Below are 16,982 nucleotides of genomic sequence, written 5' to 3'. Positions count from 1 at the left end.
CAAATTGCTCATGCGGTACCCCCCCTACTTCCCAGCTAACATCTCACTCAACATCCGATCCACACTATCCTGCCAAACTGGCAAACGCACTCCCAAAACATCAGCAAGTTTCTGCGTAACAAGCTGTGAGTTAACTGGGCGCTGTGCGGGCAGTTGGTATTCAGTGGAAGAAACCGGACACACATTTTCAGACGCGGTACGTAATTTAAAGCCATAATGCTGCGCTTCTGCAATGACGTATTCCGCAAGCCCATGCCAACTGGTCTCACCGGTTGGGGCAAGATGATAAGTGCCGACCATCTCTTCTGCAAAGACATTACCGTGGACCTGACGGTAGAGGCAGAGGGCAGTTATATCTGCAATAAATTCCGCACTAGTTGGCGCCCCAAGCTGGTCGGCTATCACTTTGAGTTCATCTCGTTCGGATGCCAACCTTAGTATTGTTTTTATAAAGTTGGAACCCCGCACTGCATAGACCCAGCTGGTGCGAAAAATTAGATGCTCTCCACCCACTTCACGCACAGCCTGTTCACCAGCGAGCTTGCTGCGTCCATAGGCATTGATCGGGTTGGGTTCGTCCTCCTCGGTATAGGGAGTCGACTTGGTGCCGTCGAACACATAGTCGGTGGAGTAGTGAACCAGCAGCGCGTTGCGCCTTTTCGCCTGCTCCGCTAGCACGCCGACGGCGGTGCCGTTGATGGTGGTGGCCAGCACCTCCTCCTCTTCCGCCTTGTCCACCGCAGTGTAGGCAGCGGCGTTGACGATCAGATCCGGCTTGATCTCTTGCACGATACCGGGGATTGTCTCAGGACGTGACAGGTCACATTGGGTTCGGTTTAGTGCGACCACTTCACCCAGAGGCATCAGGCTCCTTGCCAGTTCCCATCCGACCTGGCCGTTGGCCCCTGTCAGCATGATTCTCATGGGAAGAACTCCGCCTCTGCAAGGGACGGCCCCTGCTGATCTTTGGCTGAAAGCTGTGGCTCACCGATTAGCGGCCATTCGATGCCGATCTCTGGGTCATCCCAGCGGATGCAGCGTTCATGTTCAGGGGCATAGTAGTCGGTGGTCTTGTAGAGGCAATCGGCGCTCTCGCTGAGCACGACAAAGCCGTGGGCAAAGCCGACCGGCACCCACAGCTGGCGGTGATTCTCTTCGGTCAGCTCCACCCCCACCCATTGACCAAAGCTGGGGGAAGATTGGCGGATATCCACCGCCACGTCGAACACCGCCCCCTGGACCACCCGCACCAACTTGCCTTGGGGCTGCTGGATCTGATAGTGCAGCCCGCGCAACACCCCCTGCTGGGAGCGCGAGTGGTTGTCCTGCACAAATCTCACATCCGACCCAGTCGCTTGTTGGAACGCCTTGGCATTGAAGCTCTCGAAAAAGAAGCCACGGCTGTCACCAAACACCTTGGGTTCAATTACCAGCAGATCGGGAATCGCGGTCGGTGTCACACGCATCTCTAACGCCCTTCCTGCAGCAGGCCCATCAGATATTGTCCATAACCGCTCTTCTTCAGCGGTTCGACCAGCTGCTCCAGTTGCGCATCGTCGATGAAACCAGAGCGCCAGGCGACCTCTTCCGGACAGGCGATCTTCAGCCCTTGGCGTCGCTCGATGGTCTCAATGAACTGGGAGGCCTCGATCAACGACCAATGGGTGCCGGTATCGAGCCAGGCATAACCGCGCCCCATCAGGGAGACGGTCAACTCCCCCGCATCCAGATAACGCTTGTTGAGGTCGGTGATCTCCAGCTCGCCCCTGGCGGAGGGCTTCAGATCACGGGCGATATCGACCACCTGATTGTCATAGAAATAGAGGCCGGTCACCGCGTAGCGGGACTTGGGCTGCTCCGGCTTCTCTTCCAGGCTGATCACCTTGCCGGACCTGTCGAACTCGACCACACCGTAGCGCTCCGGGTCATTGACCTGGTAGGCGAACACGGTGGCGCCGCTTTCACGCTCGGCCGCACGCAGCAGATCGGTGGCCAGTTCATGGCCAAAAAAGACGTTGTCCCCAAGCACCAGGGCACAGGGATCGTTACCGATAAAGTCAGTGCCGATGATGAAAGCCTGGGCCAGACCGTCGGGAGTGGGCTGCACCGCATAGGAGAGGTTCATGCCCCACAGGGAACCATCGCCCAACAGCTGCTCGAAGCGGGGCGTATCCTGAGGGGTGGAGATGATAAGCACATCCCGGATCCCCGCCAGCATCAGCGTGGTCAGGGGATAGTAGATCATCGGTTTGTCGTAGATTGGCAACAGCTGCTTGGAGACAACCTGCGTCACCGGATAGAGCCGGGTACCTGAGCCCCCCGCCAGAATAATTCCCTTTCTCACTCATCCCCCCGTCTGTCGTAGTTGCTCTCGATCCATTTGCGATACTCGCCACTGGCCACATTCTCCACCCAGCCGGCGTTGTCGAGATACCACTCCACTGTCTTGCGGATACCGCTCTCGAAGGTCTCGTCTGGCGTCCAACCCAGATCCCGTTCGATCTTGGAGGCATCGATTGCATAGCGCAGATCATGGCCGGGGCGATCAGCCACGTAGGTGATCAGCTCTTCATAGCGTTGGATGCCCTCGGGGTGCTCCGGGCGCAGCTCATCGAGGATCGAACAGAGTGTTTTGACCACCTCGAGATTGGTCTTCTCGTTATGGCCGCCGATATTGTAGGTCTCGCCATCCCGCCCCTCCAGCGCCACCTTCACCAGCGCGCGGGCATGATCTTCAACCTGCAGCCAGTCGCGGATCTGATCCCCCTTACCGTAGATCGGCAGGGGCTTACCAGCCACCGCGTTGAGGATCACCAGCGGGATCAGCTTCTCGGGGAACTGATAGGGGCCGTAATTGTTGGAGCAGTTGGTGATCACCACCGGCAACCTGTAGGTGCGGTTCCAGGCGCGCACCAGGTGATCGGAACTCGCCTTGGAGGCGGAATAGGGAGAGCTCGGCGCGTAGGGGGTCTCTTCTGTAAAGAGATCGTCAGTCCCCTCCAGGTCACCGTAGACCTCATCGGTGGAGATATGGTGGAAGCGAAACCGCGCTTTGGCGGGGCCCTCCAGGCCAGACCAGTATTGGCGCGCTGCCTCCAGCATCACATAGCTGCCGGTGATGTTGGTCTGAATGAACTCCGCCGGACCGCTGATCGAGCGATCGACATGGGATTCGGCGGCGAGGTGCATCACCAGGTCCGGATGATGCTCACGGAACACCCGGTCGACCTCCGCCTGGTCGCAGATATCGACCCGCTCGAAGGCGTAGCGTTCGCTGCCGTCCACCGCAGCCAGCGACTCCAGATTGCCCGCGTAGGTGAGTTTATCGAGATTAACCACATGGTGATCTGTCTCATTGATCAGATAGCGAATCACCGCCGAGCCGATAAAACCCGCCCCGCCCGTAACCAACAACCGTCGTGCCGGCATTTCAGCCATGCTAATCGCCTCCCTCCCCCCGACATGTTTTCTGGAGCCACTCAAACATCCGCTGCTTCGGCAGACATAGGCCGGGGCGGGCCGACATTGTATTCGACTTTACTCGATTACACGCGGCGGCCACGGCCCGTCCTATACCTATTAGCTGCCGAATAATAGCAGTGACTCCGACCGCCTGCCCCACAGGATGCGCCCCACACATGTCCTCGAAACAAAAAAAGGCCTACGAAAGTCGTAAGCCTTTATTATTTGGTAGGCGCGATTGGATTCGAACCAACGACCCCCACCATGTCAAGGTGGTGCTCTAACCAACTGAGCTACGCGCCTGAAGAGCGCGGAATAATACATGCAGCCGGGATCGAATTGCAAGGGCCTTTGTGCGATTTATCGAGGCAGCTCTGGCCAGAGCCACGGAAGCCCCGTTGTCGGACTGAAAACTCAGTGGCCGCTGGTCAGGGGAACAAAGGCCACCGGCAATAGACTCGACTGGGAAACTGCGCCCTGATCATCCTTCTCCAGCAGCACCAACTCCTGTGCGGCGTAGCGCTCGCCCACCGGCAACACCATGCGCCCGCCAGGCCGCAGCTGCTCGATCAGCGTCGGCGGAACCTCCACTGCGGCCGCGGTTACCAGGATGATGTCGAAAGGCGCCTCTTCCGGCCAGCCATTGCGGCCATCCCCAACCCGGTAGTGGATGTTGTTGTAGCCAATGGTATCAAGGCGCTGCCTAGCGGCCCGCGCCATCTCAGGCAGGATCTCAACGGTATAGAGTTGATTGACCAGCTCCGCCAGAATCGCAGTTTGGTATCCCGATCCGGTCCCCACCTCGAGTACCTTGTCATGGGGTTCCGGCGCCGCCACATCGGTCATCAGGGCGACGATAAACGGCTGGGAGATAGTCTGCCCTGAGCCGATCGGCAAGGGACTGTTATCGAAGGCGTGCTGCAACATCGCCGGCCCCACAAACTGCTCCCGGGGAACGCGCTCCATCGCCGCCAACACCGGCCGACTGAGTTCCGAACGTCCCGTCATCCGGCCGACGTAGCGGGTCTCATCGACGATGTCGCGAATCATCCCGAACCTGTCACTACCCATGCCATCCCCCCAGAGGCCCTATGAACTACCAACATCCATCCTGGAAAGGTGATTACAAAATCCACGCAACCAACAAAATGTGAACAGAGTCACGTTTTTCATAACTAATTATTCCTGGCCTGTCAACTTAAACCAAAACAAATCAGTCGCTAGAGACTTCATCCGTGGCTATGCCAGCACACCCTGTACTTCCAACTCACGGATTTTATCGCGCACCCTGGCCGCCTCCTCGAACTCCAGATCCCGCGCGTGTTGGTACATCTCATCCTCCAGCGCCTTGATGCGTTTGGCCATCTGCCGTGGCGACAGGGCCGCATACTCCGCCTGCTCCTCCACTACTTTAGCATAGCGTTTGGCTGACCCCGGGGCTCCGGGATAGGCTCCCTCCAGGATGTCGGCAACTGATTTACGGATGGTCTCCGGAGTGATGCCGTGAGCCTCATTATGGGCGATCTGTTTGCTGCGGCGGCGCTCGGTCTCGTCGATGGCGCGGCGCATCGATCCGGTGATCTCATCTGCGTAGAGGATCGCCTTGCCGTTGGCGTTGCGCGCGGCCCGGCCGATGGTCTGGATCAGCGCGCCTTCGGAGCGCAGAAAGCCCTCCTTGTCGGCATCCAGAATCGCCACCAGCGAGACCTCTGGCATATCGAGCCCTTCGCGCAACAGATTGATGCCCACCAGCACATCAAACTCACCGAGACGCAGGTCGCGGATGATCTCCACCCGCTCCACGGTATCAATATCGGAGTGTAGATAGCGCACCTTCACATCGTGATCGTGCAGATAGTCGGTGAGATCCTCCGCCATGCGCTTAGTCAGGGTGGTGACCAACACTCGCTCGCTCTGCTCCACCCGCAGGCCGATCTCGGAGAGCAGATCGTCGACCTGGCTGGTGGCGGGGCGCACCTCCAGCTCGGGGTCGAGCAGACCGGTGGGGCGCACCACCTGTTCAACGATAGCGCCGGAGCGTTCGATCTCGTACTCCCGCGGGGTGGCGGAGACATAGATGGTCTGGGGCGAGCGCGCCTCATACTCGTCGAAGCGCATCGGCCGGTTGTCCAGTGCCGAGGGCAGACGAAAGCCATACTCCACCAGGGTCTCCTTGCGCGATCGGTCGCCCCGGTACATGCCGCCGATCTGCGGGATGGTGACGTGACTCTCATCCACCACCAATAGGGCCTCGTCCGGCAGGTAGTCAAACAGGGTCGGCGGCGCCTCACCGGAACCACGTCCGGAGAGGTAGCGAGAGTAGTTCTCGATGCCGGAGCAGTAACCCAGCTCCAGGATCATCTCGATATCGAAACGGGTGCGCTGCTCGAGCCGCTGTCGCTCCACCAGTTTGTTGGCCGACTCCAGCTGTGCCAGACGCCCCTTTAGCTCTTCTTTGATCTGATCCACCGCCGCCAGCAGGGTCTCGCGGGGGGTGACATAGTGGCTCTTCGGATAGATCGAGTAACGCGGCACCTTACGCAGCAGCTCGCCGGTGAGCGGGTCGAACAGGGTGAGCCGCTCCACCTCGTCATCGAACAGCTCCACCCGCAGCGCCTCGGCGTCCGACTCCGCCGGGTAGATGTCGATCACCTCACCACGCACCCGGAAGGTGGCGCGATGCAACTCCACATCATTGCGTTTGTACTGCAGCTCAGCAAGACGCTGCAGGATATCGCGCTGGTTGATGATGTCACCACGGGAGAGGTGCAGCATCATGCTCAGGTAGGAGCGCGGATCACCCAGGCCGTAGATCGCCGAGACGGTGGCGACGATGATGGTGTCGTTGCGCTCCAGCAGCGCCTTAGTGGCGGAGAGGCGCATCTGCTCAATGTGCTCGTTGATCGAGGCGTCCTTTTCGATGAAGGTGTCGGAGGCCGGCACATAGGCCTCGGGCTGGTAGTAGTCGTAGTAGGAGACAAAATATTCCACTGAGTTATTGGGGAAAAACTCCTTGAACTCGCCGTAGAGTTGGGCCGCCAGGGTCTTATTGTGGGCCAGGATCAATGTCGGACGCTGCACCTGCTGGATCACGTTGGCGATGGTGAAGGTCTTGCCCGAGCCGGTCACGCCGAGCAAAGTCATGCCCGCCTCACCATCGTGGATACCCTCTACCAGCCGCTCGATTGCACTGGGCTGATCGCCGGCCGGGTCGAATCGGGAGGCCAATTGAAATTGTTTCACCATCGGGGATTCTGCATCTAAGGGTAATTGGATATTATTACACGCTGACATGCCGGAATCGTGTCAGCTTATCGGCATTATGCTTTTCAACCTCCAGTTACGGAATTTGTAGATGAACAGCTTATTCTCCACTCGTGTACAGGCGATCAAACCCTCGCCCACCCTGGCGATCACCGCCCGTGCCAGCGAGATGCGCGCTGCGGGTAAAGATGTAATCGGGCTGGGCGCTGGTGAGCCCGACTTCGACACTCCGGAACACATTAAGGCCGCCGCGATCCAGGCGATCAACGACGGCTTCACCAAATACACAGCGGTGGACGGCACCCCCGGACTGAAACAGGCGATCATCCACAAATTCAAGCAGGACAACGGTCTCGACTACACGGCAGACCAGATCCTGGTCTCTTGCGGCGGCAAACAGAGCTTCTACAACCTAGCCCAGGCGGTGGTGGAGCCCGGCGACGAGGTGATCATCCCGGTACCCTACTGGGTTTCCTACCCCGACATGGCACTGCTAGCGGGCGGTGTGCCAGTCTACGTGCACGCCGATGCCTCGCAGCACTTCAAGATCACTCCGGCCCAACTGCAGGCGGCGATCACCAGCTTGACCAAGCTGGTAGTGATCAACAGCCCCTCCAACCCCACCGGCATCGCCTATAGCCGTCAGGAGTTGGAGGCGTTGGGCGAGGTATTGCGGGAGCACCCTAAGCTGCTGATCGCCACCGACGACATGTACGAACACATCCTCTGGTCGGACGAGCCCTTCTGCAACATTCTGATGGCCTGCCCCGACCTCGCCAACCGCACTTTGGTACTGAACGGCGTCTCCAAAGCCTATTCGATGACCGGCTGGCGCATCGGCTACGCTGGCGGCCCCGCCAATATCATCAAGGCGATGAAGAAGATCCAATCCCAGAGCACCTCCAATCCCACCTCCATCTCCCAAGTAGCGGCACAAACGGCGCTGGAGGGGCCCCAAGAGTGCATCAAGGAGATGCTCACCTCGTTCAAAGAGCGTCACGACTATGTGCTGGAACGGCTCAACACAATGCCCGGCATCTCCTGCCTGCCGGCCGACGGCACCTTCTATCTCTTCCCCAATATCGAAGGGGCGCTGGAATCGATCGGCGGTGTCAGCAACGACCTGGAGTTGGCGGAATATCTGATCGAACAGGCCGGCGTGGCCCTGGTGCCCGGTTCCGCATTCGGCCTCGGCGGCCATGTCAGGATATCCATCGCCACCAGCATGACAAATCTGCAAAACGCCCTCGACCGGATCGAAAGCGTTTTGAGCTGAGAGATCGCCTTGTAAGTGGAAGAAGAGGAGCTAGGATCTAACAGGAAACGATCACAATCCGCTCAAGAGGGCACGACATGGACGTCACCCCTACACAGGCCAGGCGCGCCCGCACCTGCGGTTTCTCTCTCGTGGAACTTACCTCGGTACTCAGCGTCGCGCTGATCCTGGTCGGCGTAGGGGTTCCCGAGTATCGTCATTTCAGCGCACAGAACCAGCTGCACAGCAACCTGCAGAGCTTTCTGACACATCTTCAGATGGCTCGCATCAGCGCCATCCAGCAAACCGATTACGCAATCCTCTGCCCCAGCCGCGATGGTATCAACTGCCTGAAAAGCACCGAGTGGCACCAGGGTATCCTGCTTTTTCTCGATCGCAACAGGAACAAAAAGGCAGACCAGGGAGATCTACGGCTGCGCGTCTGGCAAACACCCTCAAACAACCCAGTACGGATAACCACCACCTCCGGCAGGCCCCTGATCCGCTTCGATCCCAACGGCTGGGCCTCAGGTTACAACGCCACCATCACCTTCTGCAGCAGCTCAGCAGAGATCCCCCCCAAAGCCCTCATCTTCGGCAACCCCGGCCGAATACGCATCTCGGACAAAGGGCCGGGCGGAAAAAAACTGACCTGCAACTAATTTTTCTCGCCCAGACTATTGACGAGGGCCGGAGAGGTCATTAATATTCGCGCCTCAATGCAATTCCCCGGTAGCTCAGTCGGTAGAGCGGGTGACTGTTAATCACTAGGTCGGCAGTTCGAGCCTGTCCCGGGGAGCCATACAAAACAAGGGCTTAGCGAGAAATTGCTAGGCCCTTTGTTTTTTAGGTCACCTCAAAACCAGTCCAACCACTCAAACATGCCCAATTTCTCATCTATCACCAAAATCATGCCATGATTCGCGGCTCGTTCCTCCCGCATGAGCCGCTCAAAGGTCTTCCATTCAAGTGCATCCCCTTGGCTTTGCCCAAGATAGGCTCGGATAGATCGACAGAGACCCCAGCCTGCGCCAGATCTTTCGCATTTTCGCCATCATCCTGTCAATGTCCCCTTCTTGCTGGCAAAGACAGGGTAGATCGGCATCGTTCACCTCGTTATGGCATTTTACAGCCTTAACTTGGTGTCCAGATTTAGTAACCACTTCAAGAAGAAGCGACCTAAAAGTCTTGGGCAGAAAACTGATGTATCACGAAAGAAAAGGAAGATCACCGAGTCGAAATCCCTCGCACACCGCCCATTGGTGGCGCAATTTTTGCCGGCGCACATCAACTGATGCCCCCTCCCATCCCAAGATGCGATTGTTCATTCAACACCAGACTACACATAATCTGAAAGGCCGCTATCCTTGTGGAAAGGCACTCATTCCAAAAATCTGGGCATATAGACCAACAATAACGGCGAACCAGTCACAAGAGGGGAGCGCCTTGCCTGCCAATGATGTAGAAGGAAGATTCGGATTTAGTTATCCTTCCCGTTTGACACGAAATCACTGAGTATCAACCTGTGGCCCGCATGGTGACATTCATCAAAGCCGACTCTATGAGGCACACTCTACAACGAATCATCTTCGCGGCGGCACTACTGCCAGGAGGCAGCTTTGCCTTGGGGCTAGGTAAGATTGAAACCCACTCATACCTGAACGCCCCTCTCGATGCGGAAATCGCTCTTGTCGCTGCAGATGATGTCGACCTTTCGGACTATCGACTGCGGATTATCCGAGACACCGATAAGCGTCAAGCCTACAGCGGGAACCTGTTCGCCCTTGAGTCACTAAGATTCAACTTCCATCAGTCCGAAAAAGATAAACCGGTCATCCGCGTCACTTCAAAGCGCACAGTACGGGAGCCTTTCGTCACCTTCACCCTGGAACTCACCGGACCAAAAGTCAGGATACAACGGGACTACACGGTTTTACTTGACCCTAAACCCTACATCAGAAAAGCAAGCGCGAAATCTGCACCTGCGACCCGCCGCCCTCGCCCCCAAAAGCCCAAACCTATTAAAACCGCGCCCAAGGTGCAACAGGAGAGCTTCAACGCAGATGTATACGGCCCGGTCCGGGGCGGTGAAACCCTGTCGCAGATTGCACAACGCACCCGCCCCAGCAGCGGCGTTTCCACGCATCAGATGACACAGGCCTTGTTTCGCCACAACCCCCAGGCTTTCATCAATGGAAACATCAACCTGCTACGCAAAGGGGCCAGGCTAGCCATCCCGAGCCGCGAGCAGATCCGGCAAGCCACCCGGGCACCCCAACCAAAGCCGTCTACTCCAGCACCTCAGACAGCCGCGCCCGTGACCGAATCGGTGGCTACCGCTCCGCCAGAGACGAAAAAACCAGAGCATGCGGAACAATCCGGCATCGCTGAATCCCAACTCGCGACTGCGGAAGAAGAGGCAACATCAACAACGTCTGATGCAGCCAAACCGCAGGTAGAGGAAGAGTCGCTGCTGCGTTTGGTCCCGGTCAGCAACGAGGATCTGAAACAGATTTCGGACGAGAATCAGGAACGTCTGGAAAATGAGTTAAACGAAGTCTCCAAACAGTTGGACGAAGTACGAGAGGAGAATCGACTGCTTCGAGCTCGCCTGGAAGGGATGGAGCAGATCCTGAGTGAGCTCAAGGAAGAAGCCGTGCGTATCGTGGCAGAAGAGCAGAAAATTGCCGCGGCCGAAGAGTCTGCCACATCTGCTATACCTGTCCCCGCAGCGATTGAAAAGCCTCAGCCAGGGCCGTCTCCAATCGAGATCGCCACTGATACACCAGCACCAGTTGAACCGACACCCACTGACGAAAAGGAGCTCTCCGAGTCGCCTCCAGACTGGATACTGCTGATTGGACTGGGCATCGCACTTATCTTCGCTCTGTTTGCGCTGCTTTGGATGCGCATGCGGGAAGAGGAGGAACACGACCTCAATGAGTCTCTGACACTAAGCGAAGCTGAAGACCTGATTCCCCACCAGCCTCGGCCATCTCCCGCCGAAGCCGCCAAGGAAAGAGTGGCCTTGGAGGAGATCGATGACACTGATGAAAGTTTTGCTCAACAGGTGCTTGAGGAGCCAAAGCCCCTCAGCAACCTTGAGAAACTACGGACAGAAATCGATACCAACATCGCCTACGGTCGCTATTCTGATGTCCAGAATGCACTCGATGAAGCACTCCATGAGTCACCATCTGACATTGCACTGATCCTCAGGGCACTCGAACTCGCTCTGCTCAAAAAAGATGAGAAACGGTTTGTCGCATGGGTTGAAGAGGTCGACGAATTGCTGTCGGAACAGGCACCCGAGGTCTGGGGGGAGATCCGCAAACGAGGCCAGGAGTGGCTTCCAAACCACCCGGTCTGGCACAAAGACGTGTCCACACCCATCTTGGATATAGACGACTTTCCTCTGGAGCATGATGATGACTCGGTCACTCTCGATCCCTCTGAACTCGACGAATTTCTTCTCAAGTCAGTGGATGTCGAGCAGAGCTATCCTTCCGATGAGGCAGCCGCAGATGAAGAACTCTCTCAGGTTCTGAACGAGCTTGAAGCCCTCGACCTGGGAATCAATGAGGATGATGCTAAAAAGCCCCACGAGACCGAATGATCAGGATCGAAGTCTTACACATCCACACGAGCCTGTCGGTCACATTGAGTTACCAACAGCGACCTTGCGGAGACCAGCAAAAGAGGCTTATCGTGCGCCCTTTGCCAACAACACGACCTCAACCGTCTCCAGCAGAATAATCAGGTCCAGAAACAGGCTCGAGTTCTTAACGTAATAGAGGTCATACTCCAGCTTTTTCCTGGTATCCTCCCGGTTCGCTGCATAACTGAACATCAGCTGCGCCCAACCTGTCAGCCCCGGCTTTACCCTGTGCCGCTCTTCATAATAGGGGATCTCTTGAGTCAAGCGCCTGACGAACTCTGGCCTCTCCGGCCTCGGCCCCACCAGACTCATCTCACCCCTCAGCACGTTGTAGAGTTGCGGCAGCTCATCCAGCCGGGTAAATCGCAGAAAAGCGCCAAGCCTGGTGATACGATCATCGTTCACGCTCGCCCATCGGGCACCTGTCTCAGCCTCAGCATTGACTCGCATACTGCGAAACTTATGGATCTGGAACAATTTTCCGTCCTTCCCCACCCGGGTCTGGTGATAAAGAACGGGATCACGCCAACGAGATTCAATCAGGCTGGCGAACGCAACCAAAACCATCAAGGGTACCACCAAGACCAACAGCACAAGGCTGACAAAAACATCCAGAAGCCGCTTAAGCTGAATCGAAAATCCACCACTATAGAACCCGCTTGAGAAGAAGATCCAGCTAGGGTGAAGCAGATCAATCTTGATTATCGAGTCCTCTTTTTCGTAAAAGGTGAGCAGATCCAGTATCTCTACCCCCTTCATTTTGCAATCGATCAACTCGTTCACCGGTAGACCTTTTCGACGATCATCCACCGCCACCACCACCTCATCCACCGCCATCCGGGTGGCGATATCGTAGAGTTCCTGATCTTTTGGAATCTGCCGGCGCTCTTCAATCAGGCTGATACTATCGCCCAGATTGATGTAACCCACCACCACATAACCCAAACGGGAATTTGTGCTGAAAAGGTCCTCGATTCTGTCGGCATTGATCCCTGTACCCAACACAAGCACCCGGCGCTTGCGTGAGTCGGCACGAGTCACCCGAACAAACACCGATCGCAGCATCAGCACGCCGGTTATCGAGATCAGCAGACTAAGACCAAATTCTCTCGGGGGAATAGCCACATCGGGAAAGATGTAGAAGATCAGACTCATCAGGACGACGCCAAAGGCAAATACCAGAATCAGGCGAAGAATCAGACCTGAGGCCCGCTCCAGCACTCCACGCTGATAGAGCCCAAGCGCCACCATCGACATCATCATCACCACTGCGTAGATGATTGACGAGGTGAGCATCTCCGTCCGCTCCAGCATCAACTGCTTAGAAAACAGCTGCTGCAGCATCAATGCCGCCCACACGGATCCAGCAAAGACTAGGAATTCAATCTGCCCGAGAATCAGGAATGACTTGGAGATGAAATAACCGAAGAACCTTACCATCTTGAACTTAAAATCACCTGAAAAAAAGATTCATTGCATCTGTCCAGAATCTGAGAATCGTCATCCACGACACCACAATCATCAGATTCCACCGTCAGCTAAGAAAGGGGATTAACAACTAATCGGGTGCACCCGGCACAGGCGTTGACAGGCAGAGATCGGCCTGACTATCCAACAGGAATTTCTCAAACTCAGCCGCAGGAACCGGCCGCTGATAGAGAAAACCCTGTGCCTGTGTACACCCGGCGCTTTGCAAAAACTCAGCCTGAGCCTGATTTTCAATGCCCTCTGCCGTAACCGAAAGTCCAAGGCTTCTGCCCATGCCAATGATCGCCTCAGCAATCGCCCGGCTATCCATATCATCCGGCAGATCCCGCACAAAGGAGTGATCGATCTTCAGCTTGTTCAAAGGCAGCTGTTTCAGCTGACTGAGTGACGAATAACCGGTGCCAAAATCATCAATAGCCACCGTGATGCCATTTTCGCGTAACGCCTCCAGAACACCGATAGCCCGCTCACTGCGTTCCATGATCTGCCCCTCTGTCACCTCAAATTCGATCTGTTCAGAGGGGCAGCCTGTCTCGTCAAGAATCCTGATGATATTTTCGAGCAGGTGCTTGTCGTTAAACTGCTTGGGCGACAGATTGATCGCGATCCTTGGCACCGGGCCCCCCCGCTTCAGCCAATCCACTATCTGCTGACAGGTGGTTCGCGTCACCCACTCCCCAATAGGCAGGATCAACCCCGTATCTTCAGCCAGAGGGATAAACTTCGCCGGCGAGACCATTCCCATCTCCGGGAAGTTCCAACGAATCAGCGCCTCGGCCCCCACCACCTCACCTGTATCAAAACTCACCTGGGGCTGGTAGTAGATCTCAAACTGCTGCTCCATCAACGCATTGCGCAGATTATTTTCCATCAGCACATGCTCAAACGCCTGGACAGTCATCTCATCGCGATAGAACTGAAAACTGTTGCGCCCCTCATCTTTCGCCTGAAACAGCGCGGTATTGGCCTCTCTCATCAGGGCCTCGGGATCCTGTCCATCCTGCGGAAAGATACTCACACCGATACTGGCGGTGACATAAAATTTCTGATCTTTGACGAAGAAGGGCTCCTCAAATCCCTGCAACAGCTTCTGCGCCAGTATTCCTGCATGCTCAGGCTGCCCCAGATTACCCGTCACCGCGACAAATTCATCGCCACTGAAGCGCGCCAGGGTATCCCCTTCGCGCAACTGTCCCTGCAGTCGCCGCGCCACATCCTGCAGGATCAGGTCACCAAACTCGTGGCCAAAGCTCTCATTGATCTGTTTGAAGCGATCCAGGTCGATATAGAGCACCGCCAGCGACCGATTATCGCGCCGGGAGATACTCAGCCCCTGACGCAAGCGGTCCATGAAAAGCAATCGGTTGGGGAGCCCAGTCAACTGATCCAGATAGGTCAGCTGAACCACATGGTCATCCTGCTCCTGCAGCCGCGCCTGCAACCCCAGATGTTCAGTGATATCGCGGCTGGTCTCGACCACCCCGTACATGATCTTCTCCTCATTCAGCAGGGGGCTGAAGGAGGATTCATAGGTTCGCTGTTCGCCATCATCCAGAGTGATGAGATGGGTTTCCGTCTGCGGCTGTTTGGTTTTGATAACCCGCTTCAACGGGCAGGCAGGCATACCATCCGGGTACTCATCACAAAGCGGCTTCATGCCCTGGCAGCTCTGATAACAGGTCGCCTTACCTTCACAGTCACCACGCTCCACCGACTGATCGAGCGCAGCGCCGTTCATCAGCATCACCCCCATCTCCTGGTCGATCACTCGCAACGGATCGGAAATGCCGTTGATCACGTGCTGCAGGAAGTTGCGCTCCTCAACGAGTGACTGTTCAGCCAACTTGCGATCGGTGATATCGATCACCACACCCAGCATCTGATCAGGAAAGCCATCCGCATCACGGTCCAGCTCTGCCTCCTGATGAATCCACCGCACCGTGCCATTGCGCCAGACAATCCGGTGATCGACACTGAACGGCTGATTCTCCTCCAGGTGGGCATTGAACTTCAGTTTGACCAACGCCCGGTCCTCCTCATGCACGAAGTTTAGAAACGCCTCATAGGTCGAATCAAAGCCACCTGGCACCACGCCGAAGATGCGAAACACCTCCTCAGACCAGAATAGCTTGTTGTGCTTGATGTCCCAGCTCCAGTGGCCCATATGGGCGATCGCCTCGGCAAGCGTCAGACGCGCCTCATTGACCTTGAGATCGCCCATCGCCCGATTCAGCGCGGTGATACCCCGGGCCACAGCGAGCACCCCATAAACCTTGCCGGTGGTGTCCCGTAGCGGTATCTTGTGGGTGTCGAAGATGTGGAACGAGCCATCCTGGTAAGTGGCCGGGTCGTATGGATTGTGGATGCGCTTGCCCCCAAGAACATCAATATCATCCTTGCGAAAGCCCCTGATGCCATTAGCCGCGTCACCCGAGACGATCTCTGGCGGAAACCCCAAATCCTCATCCGTCTTGCCGATCACCGAGTCGGGCTTGTGTCCCACCGCCTCGGCAAAACTACGGTTGGCGAACAGGTATTTGAAGCTGGCATCCTTAATGAAGATCCAGTCGGGGGTGGCATCGACGATGCTTCGCAGCAGATGCTCTGAACGCTTCAGCTGCGCCTCTTTCTGACGCTGCTCGGTGAGATCGGAGTAGATCACCACCACCTCTCCGGAGCCGAGCCGATAGATAAAGTTCTCCACCCATCTCGCCCGACCGCTCCCATCGCTGTATGTGAGCGAAACAAACTCGGACTCACCCGACTCCCAGACCCGCCTGAGCGCCGCTGACAAACCGCTTTGGGCCACCCGTGGCAGCACCTCGCTGATCTGCTGGCCACTAATCTGCTCGCGCTCGACCCCATGAAACTGCTCTGCCGCCTTGTTGACGTCGACGATGAGAAAATTCTCTCCGCCTTCCACGCAATCGTAAACAGCGACACAGTCGGCCATGTTATCGAGCAGATTGCGGTAGCGGGATTCACTGTGCTGATGCTGCTCAAGAAGCGGCTGGGTGACCCGACGGAAAAATCGTGCACTCACAAAGATCAGTACCAGGGCGAGGATCAGCACCAGCAGCCCGGTCTGCGCAAACGGTTTTGCCATCTCCAACAGATCGACTCGGCCTATCAGGGCAGCCCCCGCAGTTCCCAGCGGGGCATAGGCGACAAGCACCCACTGATCTCGGAAATCCCGTGCCACCAGGCTGCCGGACTCGCCCTTGACGCCACGCCGCAATGCCTCACCATAAGCATCCGTCTCCCCGCTCAGGGCAACCATCTTGGCCAACCCGGCCAACTCCTCTTCCGCATGCAGCGGTATCACCAGCTGCGCCCCCTGCTTAACACCCAGAGCATAGGCATTGGCAAGCCCTTGATGCTCCAGCAGCAACAGCATTGCCTTGATATTGTCAAACAGAGGGGTAGCCAGATCGAGCTGCAGCGACTCATGTTCTGGCAGCATCGAGCCAATGAAGGCCGCCTGACGCTCAACGCTGAGGGTCAGCTGGTCACGCTGAAACTGATACGAGGAGTGGAAAAGCAAGGCGAATGATGTGAGGGCAACAATACCGGTAACCAGTATCAGAACCCTGAGCAAACGTGGTGTTGAACGGTGCTTTACCATCGGTTTATCCAAACGGAAACAGAGAAGCGTGCAGACCTCAAACCTTCGGGATCACGGCTTGCTCCTCCGCCAACAACCGCTCAAAACGGCGCTCCGTCAACGACAGATCGACCAAAACCGCCTGCCCCGGCCTTGGATGTATCATCGTATTGTTGCTGTCGGGGATTCCAGTCGATCCAGAGAATCTGGCGTTTTTCTTGCCTCTGCCGGATCCTTGCCCCAAGGTTACT

The 16,982-nt window shown here is 56.7% G+C and carries 11 protein-coding genes and 2 tRNA genes; 4 read left to right on the top strand and 9 right to left on the bottom strand.

All coding sequences use genetic code 11. The annotated features are described in order from the left end of the window. Positions 1–24: 24 nt before the first annotated feature. The 7 genes from rfbD to uvrB form a co-directional block, all read right to left on the bottom strand. Positions 25–924, bottom strand: a complete 900-nt coding sequence (gene rfbD / locus Ga0074115_RS12235; protein WP_057955189.1) for a dTDP-4-dehydrorhamnose reductase — start codon at positions 922–924, stop codon at positions 25–27. Continuing rightward, a complete protein-coding gene (rfbC, locus tag Ga0074115_RS12230; protein ID WP_057955188.1) occupies positions 921–1,466 on the bottom strand; it encodes a dTDP-4-dehydrorhamnose 3,5-epimerase in 546 nt (181 codons plus the stop codon). The genes rfbD and rfbC overlap by 4 nt, the downstream gene beginning before the upstream one ends. Positions 1,467–1,468: 2 nt before the next feature. Then, positions 1,469–2,344 carry a glucose-1-phosphate thymidylyltransferase RfbA gene (gene rfbA, locus Ga0074115_RS12225; protein ID WP_057955187.1) on the bottom strand — a complete coding sequence of 292 codons (876 nt, stop codon included), beginning with the start codon at positions 2,342–2,344 and terminating at the stop codon, positions 1,469–1,471. Continuing rightward, on the bottom strand, positions 2,341–3,429 hold the full coding sequence (rfbB, locus tag Ga0074115_RS12220; protein ID WP_057955206.1) for a dTDP-glucose 4,6-dehydratase: 1,089 nt from the start codon (positions 3,427–3,429) through the stop codon (positions 2,341–2,343). Before rfbB ends, rfbA begins: the two co-directional genes overlap by 4 nt. A gap of 259 nt (positions 3,430–3,688) precedes the next feature. Next, positions 3,689–3,765, bottom strand: a tRNA-Val gene (locus Ga0074115_RS12215). Positions 3,766–3,876: 111 nt separating this feature from the next. Continuing rightward, positions 3,877–4,533 carry a protein-L-isoaspartate(D-aspartate) O-methyltransferase gene (locus tag Ga0074115_RS12210; protein WP_057955186.1) on the bottom strand — a complete coding sequence of 219 codons (657 nt, stop codon included), beginning with the start codon at positions 4,531–4,533 and terminating at the stop codon, positions 3,877–3,879. 168 nt (positions 4,534–4,701) lie between these two features. Continuing rightward, positions 4,702–6,708: an excinuclease ABC subunit UvrB gene (gene uvrB / locus Ga0074115_RS12205; RefSeq protein ID WP_057955205.1), complete on the bottom strand. Its 2,007-nt coding sequence runs from the start codon at positions 6,706–6,708 to the stop codon at positions 4,702–4,704. A 109-nt stretch (positions 6,709–6,817) separates the two neighbouring features. Here uvrB and Ga0074115_RS12200 point away from each other — a divergent pair, with 109 nt between their 5' ends. The 4 genes from Ga0074115_RS12200 to Ga0074115_RS12185 all read left to right on the top strand — a co-directional run bounded on the left by Ga0074115_RS12200 (position 6,818) and on the right by Ga0074115_RS12185 (position 11,597). Then, positions 6,818–8,002, top strand: a complete 1,185-nt coding sequence (locus Ga0074115_RS12200; protein ID WP_057955185.1) for a pyridoxal phosphate-dependent aminotransferase — start codon at positions 6,818–6,820, stop codon at positions 8,000–8,002. 77 nt (positions 8,003–8,079) lie between these two features. Further along, the gene (locus Ga0074115_RS12195) at positions 8,080–8,643 is read left to right on the top strand and encodes a GspH/FimT family pseudopilin (RefSeq protein WP_060528570.1); all 564 of its coding nucleotides are present in this window, start codon (positions 8,080–8,082) and stop codon (positions 8,641–8,643) included. 64 nt (positions 8,644–8,707) lie between these two features. After that, positions 8,708–8,783, top strand: a tRNA-Asn gene (locus Ga0074115_RS12190). A gap of 732 nt (positions 8,784–9,515) precedes the next feature. Continuing rightward, positions 9,516–11,597, top strand: a complete 2,082-nt coding sequence (locus tag Ga0074115_RS12185) for a FimV/HubP family polar landmark protein (RefSeq protein WP_232433080.1) — start codon at positions 9,516–9,518, stop codon at positions 11,595–11,597. A gap of 87 nt (positions 11,598–11,684) precedes the next feature. Here Ga0074115_RS12185 and Ga0074115_RS12180 read toward each other — a convergent pair whose 3' ends face one another. Further along, a complete protein-coding gene (locus tag Ga0074115_RS12180; RefSeq protein WP_057955182.1) occupies positions 11,685–13,079 on the bottom strand; it encodes a TIGR03013 family XrtA/PEP-CTERM system glycosyltransferase in 1,395 nt (464 codons plus the stop codon). Positions 13,080–13,197: 118 nt separating this feature from the next. Then, positions 13,198–16,752 carry an EAL domain-containing protein gene (locus Ga0074115_RS12175; protein WP_232433078.1) on the bottom strand — a complete coding sequence of 1,185 codons (3,555 nt, stop codon included), beginning with the start codon at positions 16,750–16,752 and terminating at the stop codon, positions 13,198–13,200. Between the last annotated feature and the right edge of the window lie 230 nt (positions 16,753–16,982).

Source organism: endosymbiont of Ridgeia piscesae (assembly GCF_001443665.1).
GTDB lineage: Bacteria > Pseudomonadota > Gammaproteobacteria > Chromatiales > Chromatiaceae > Endoriftia > Endoriftia persephonae.
The sequence above is the reverse complement of the archived record's forward strand: the minus strand, read 5'-3'. Positions and strand labels throughout refer to the sequence as shown.

Coding starts and splice junctions, on each gene's coding strand:
- Ga0074115_RS12175 (WP_232433078.1), bottom strand. CDS start 16,752: ATGGTAAAGCACCGTTCAACACCACGTTTGCTCAGGGTTCTGATACTG.
- Ga0074115_RS12210 (WP_057955186.1), bottom strand. CDS start 4,533: ATGGGTAGTGACAGGTTCGGGATGATTCGCGACATCGTCGATGAGACC.
- rfbD (WP_057955189.1), bottom strand. CDS start 924: ATGAGAATCATGCTGACAGGGGCCAACGGCCAGGTCGGATGGGAACTG.
- Ga0074115_RS12185 (WP_232433080.1), top strand. CDS start 9,516: ATGGTGACATTCATCAAAGCCGACTCTATGAGGCACACTCTACAACGA.
- rfbC (WP_057955188.1), bottom strand. CDS start 1,466: ATGCGTGTGACACCGACCGCGATTCCCGATCTGCTGGTAATTGAACCC.
- Ga0074115_RS12195 (WP_060528570.1), top strand. CDS start 8,080: ATGGACGTCACCCCTACACAGGCCAGGCGCGCCCGCACCTGCGGTTTC.
- Ga0074115_RS12200 (WP_057955185.1), top strand. CDS start 6,818: ATGAACAGCTTATTCTCCACTCGTGTACAGGCGATCAAACCCTCGCCC.
- rfbB (WP_057955206.1), bottom strand. CDS start 3,429: ATGCCGGCACGACGGTTGTTGGTTACGGGCGGGGCGGGTTTTATCGGC.
- uvrB (WP_057955205.1), bottom strand. CDS start 6,708: ATGGTGAAACAATTTCAATTGGCCTCCCGATTCGACCCGGCCGGCGAT.
- Ga0074115_RS12180 (WP_057955182.1), bottom strand. CDS start 13,079: ATGGTAAGGTTCTTCGGTTATTTCATCTCCAAGTCATTCCTGATTCTC.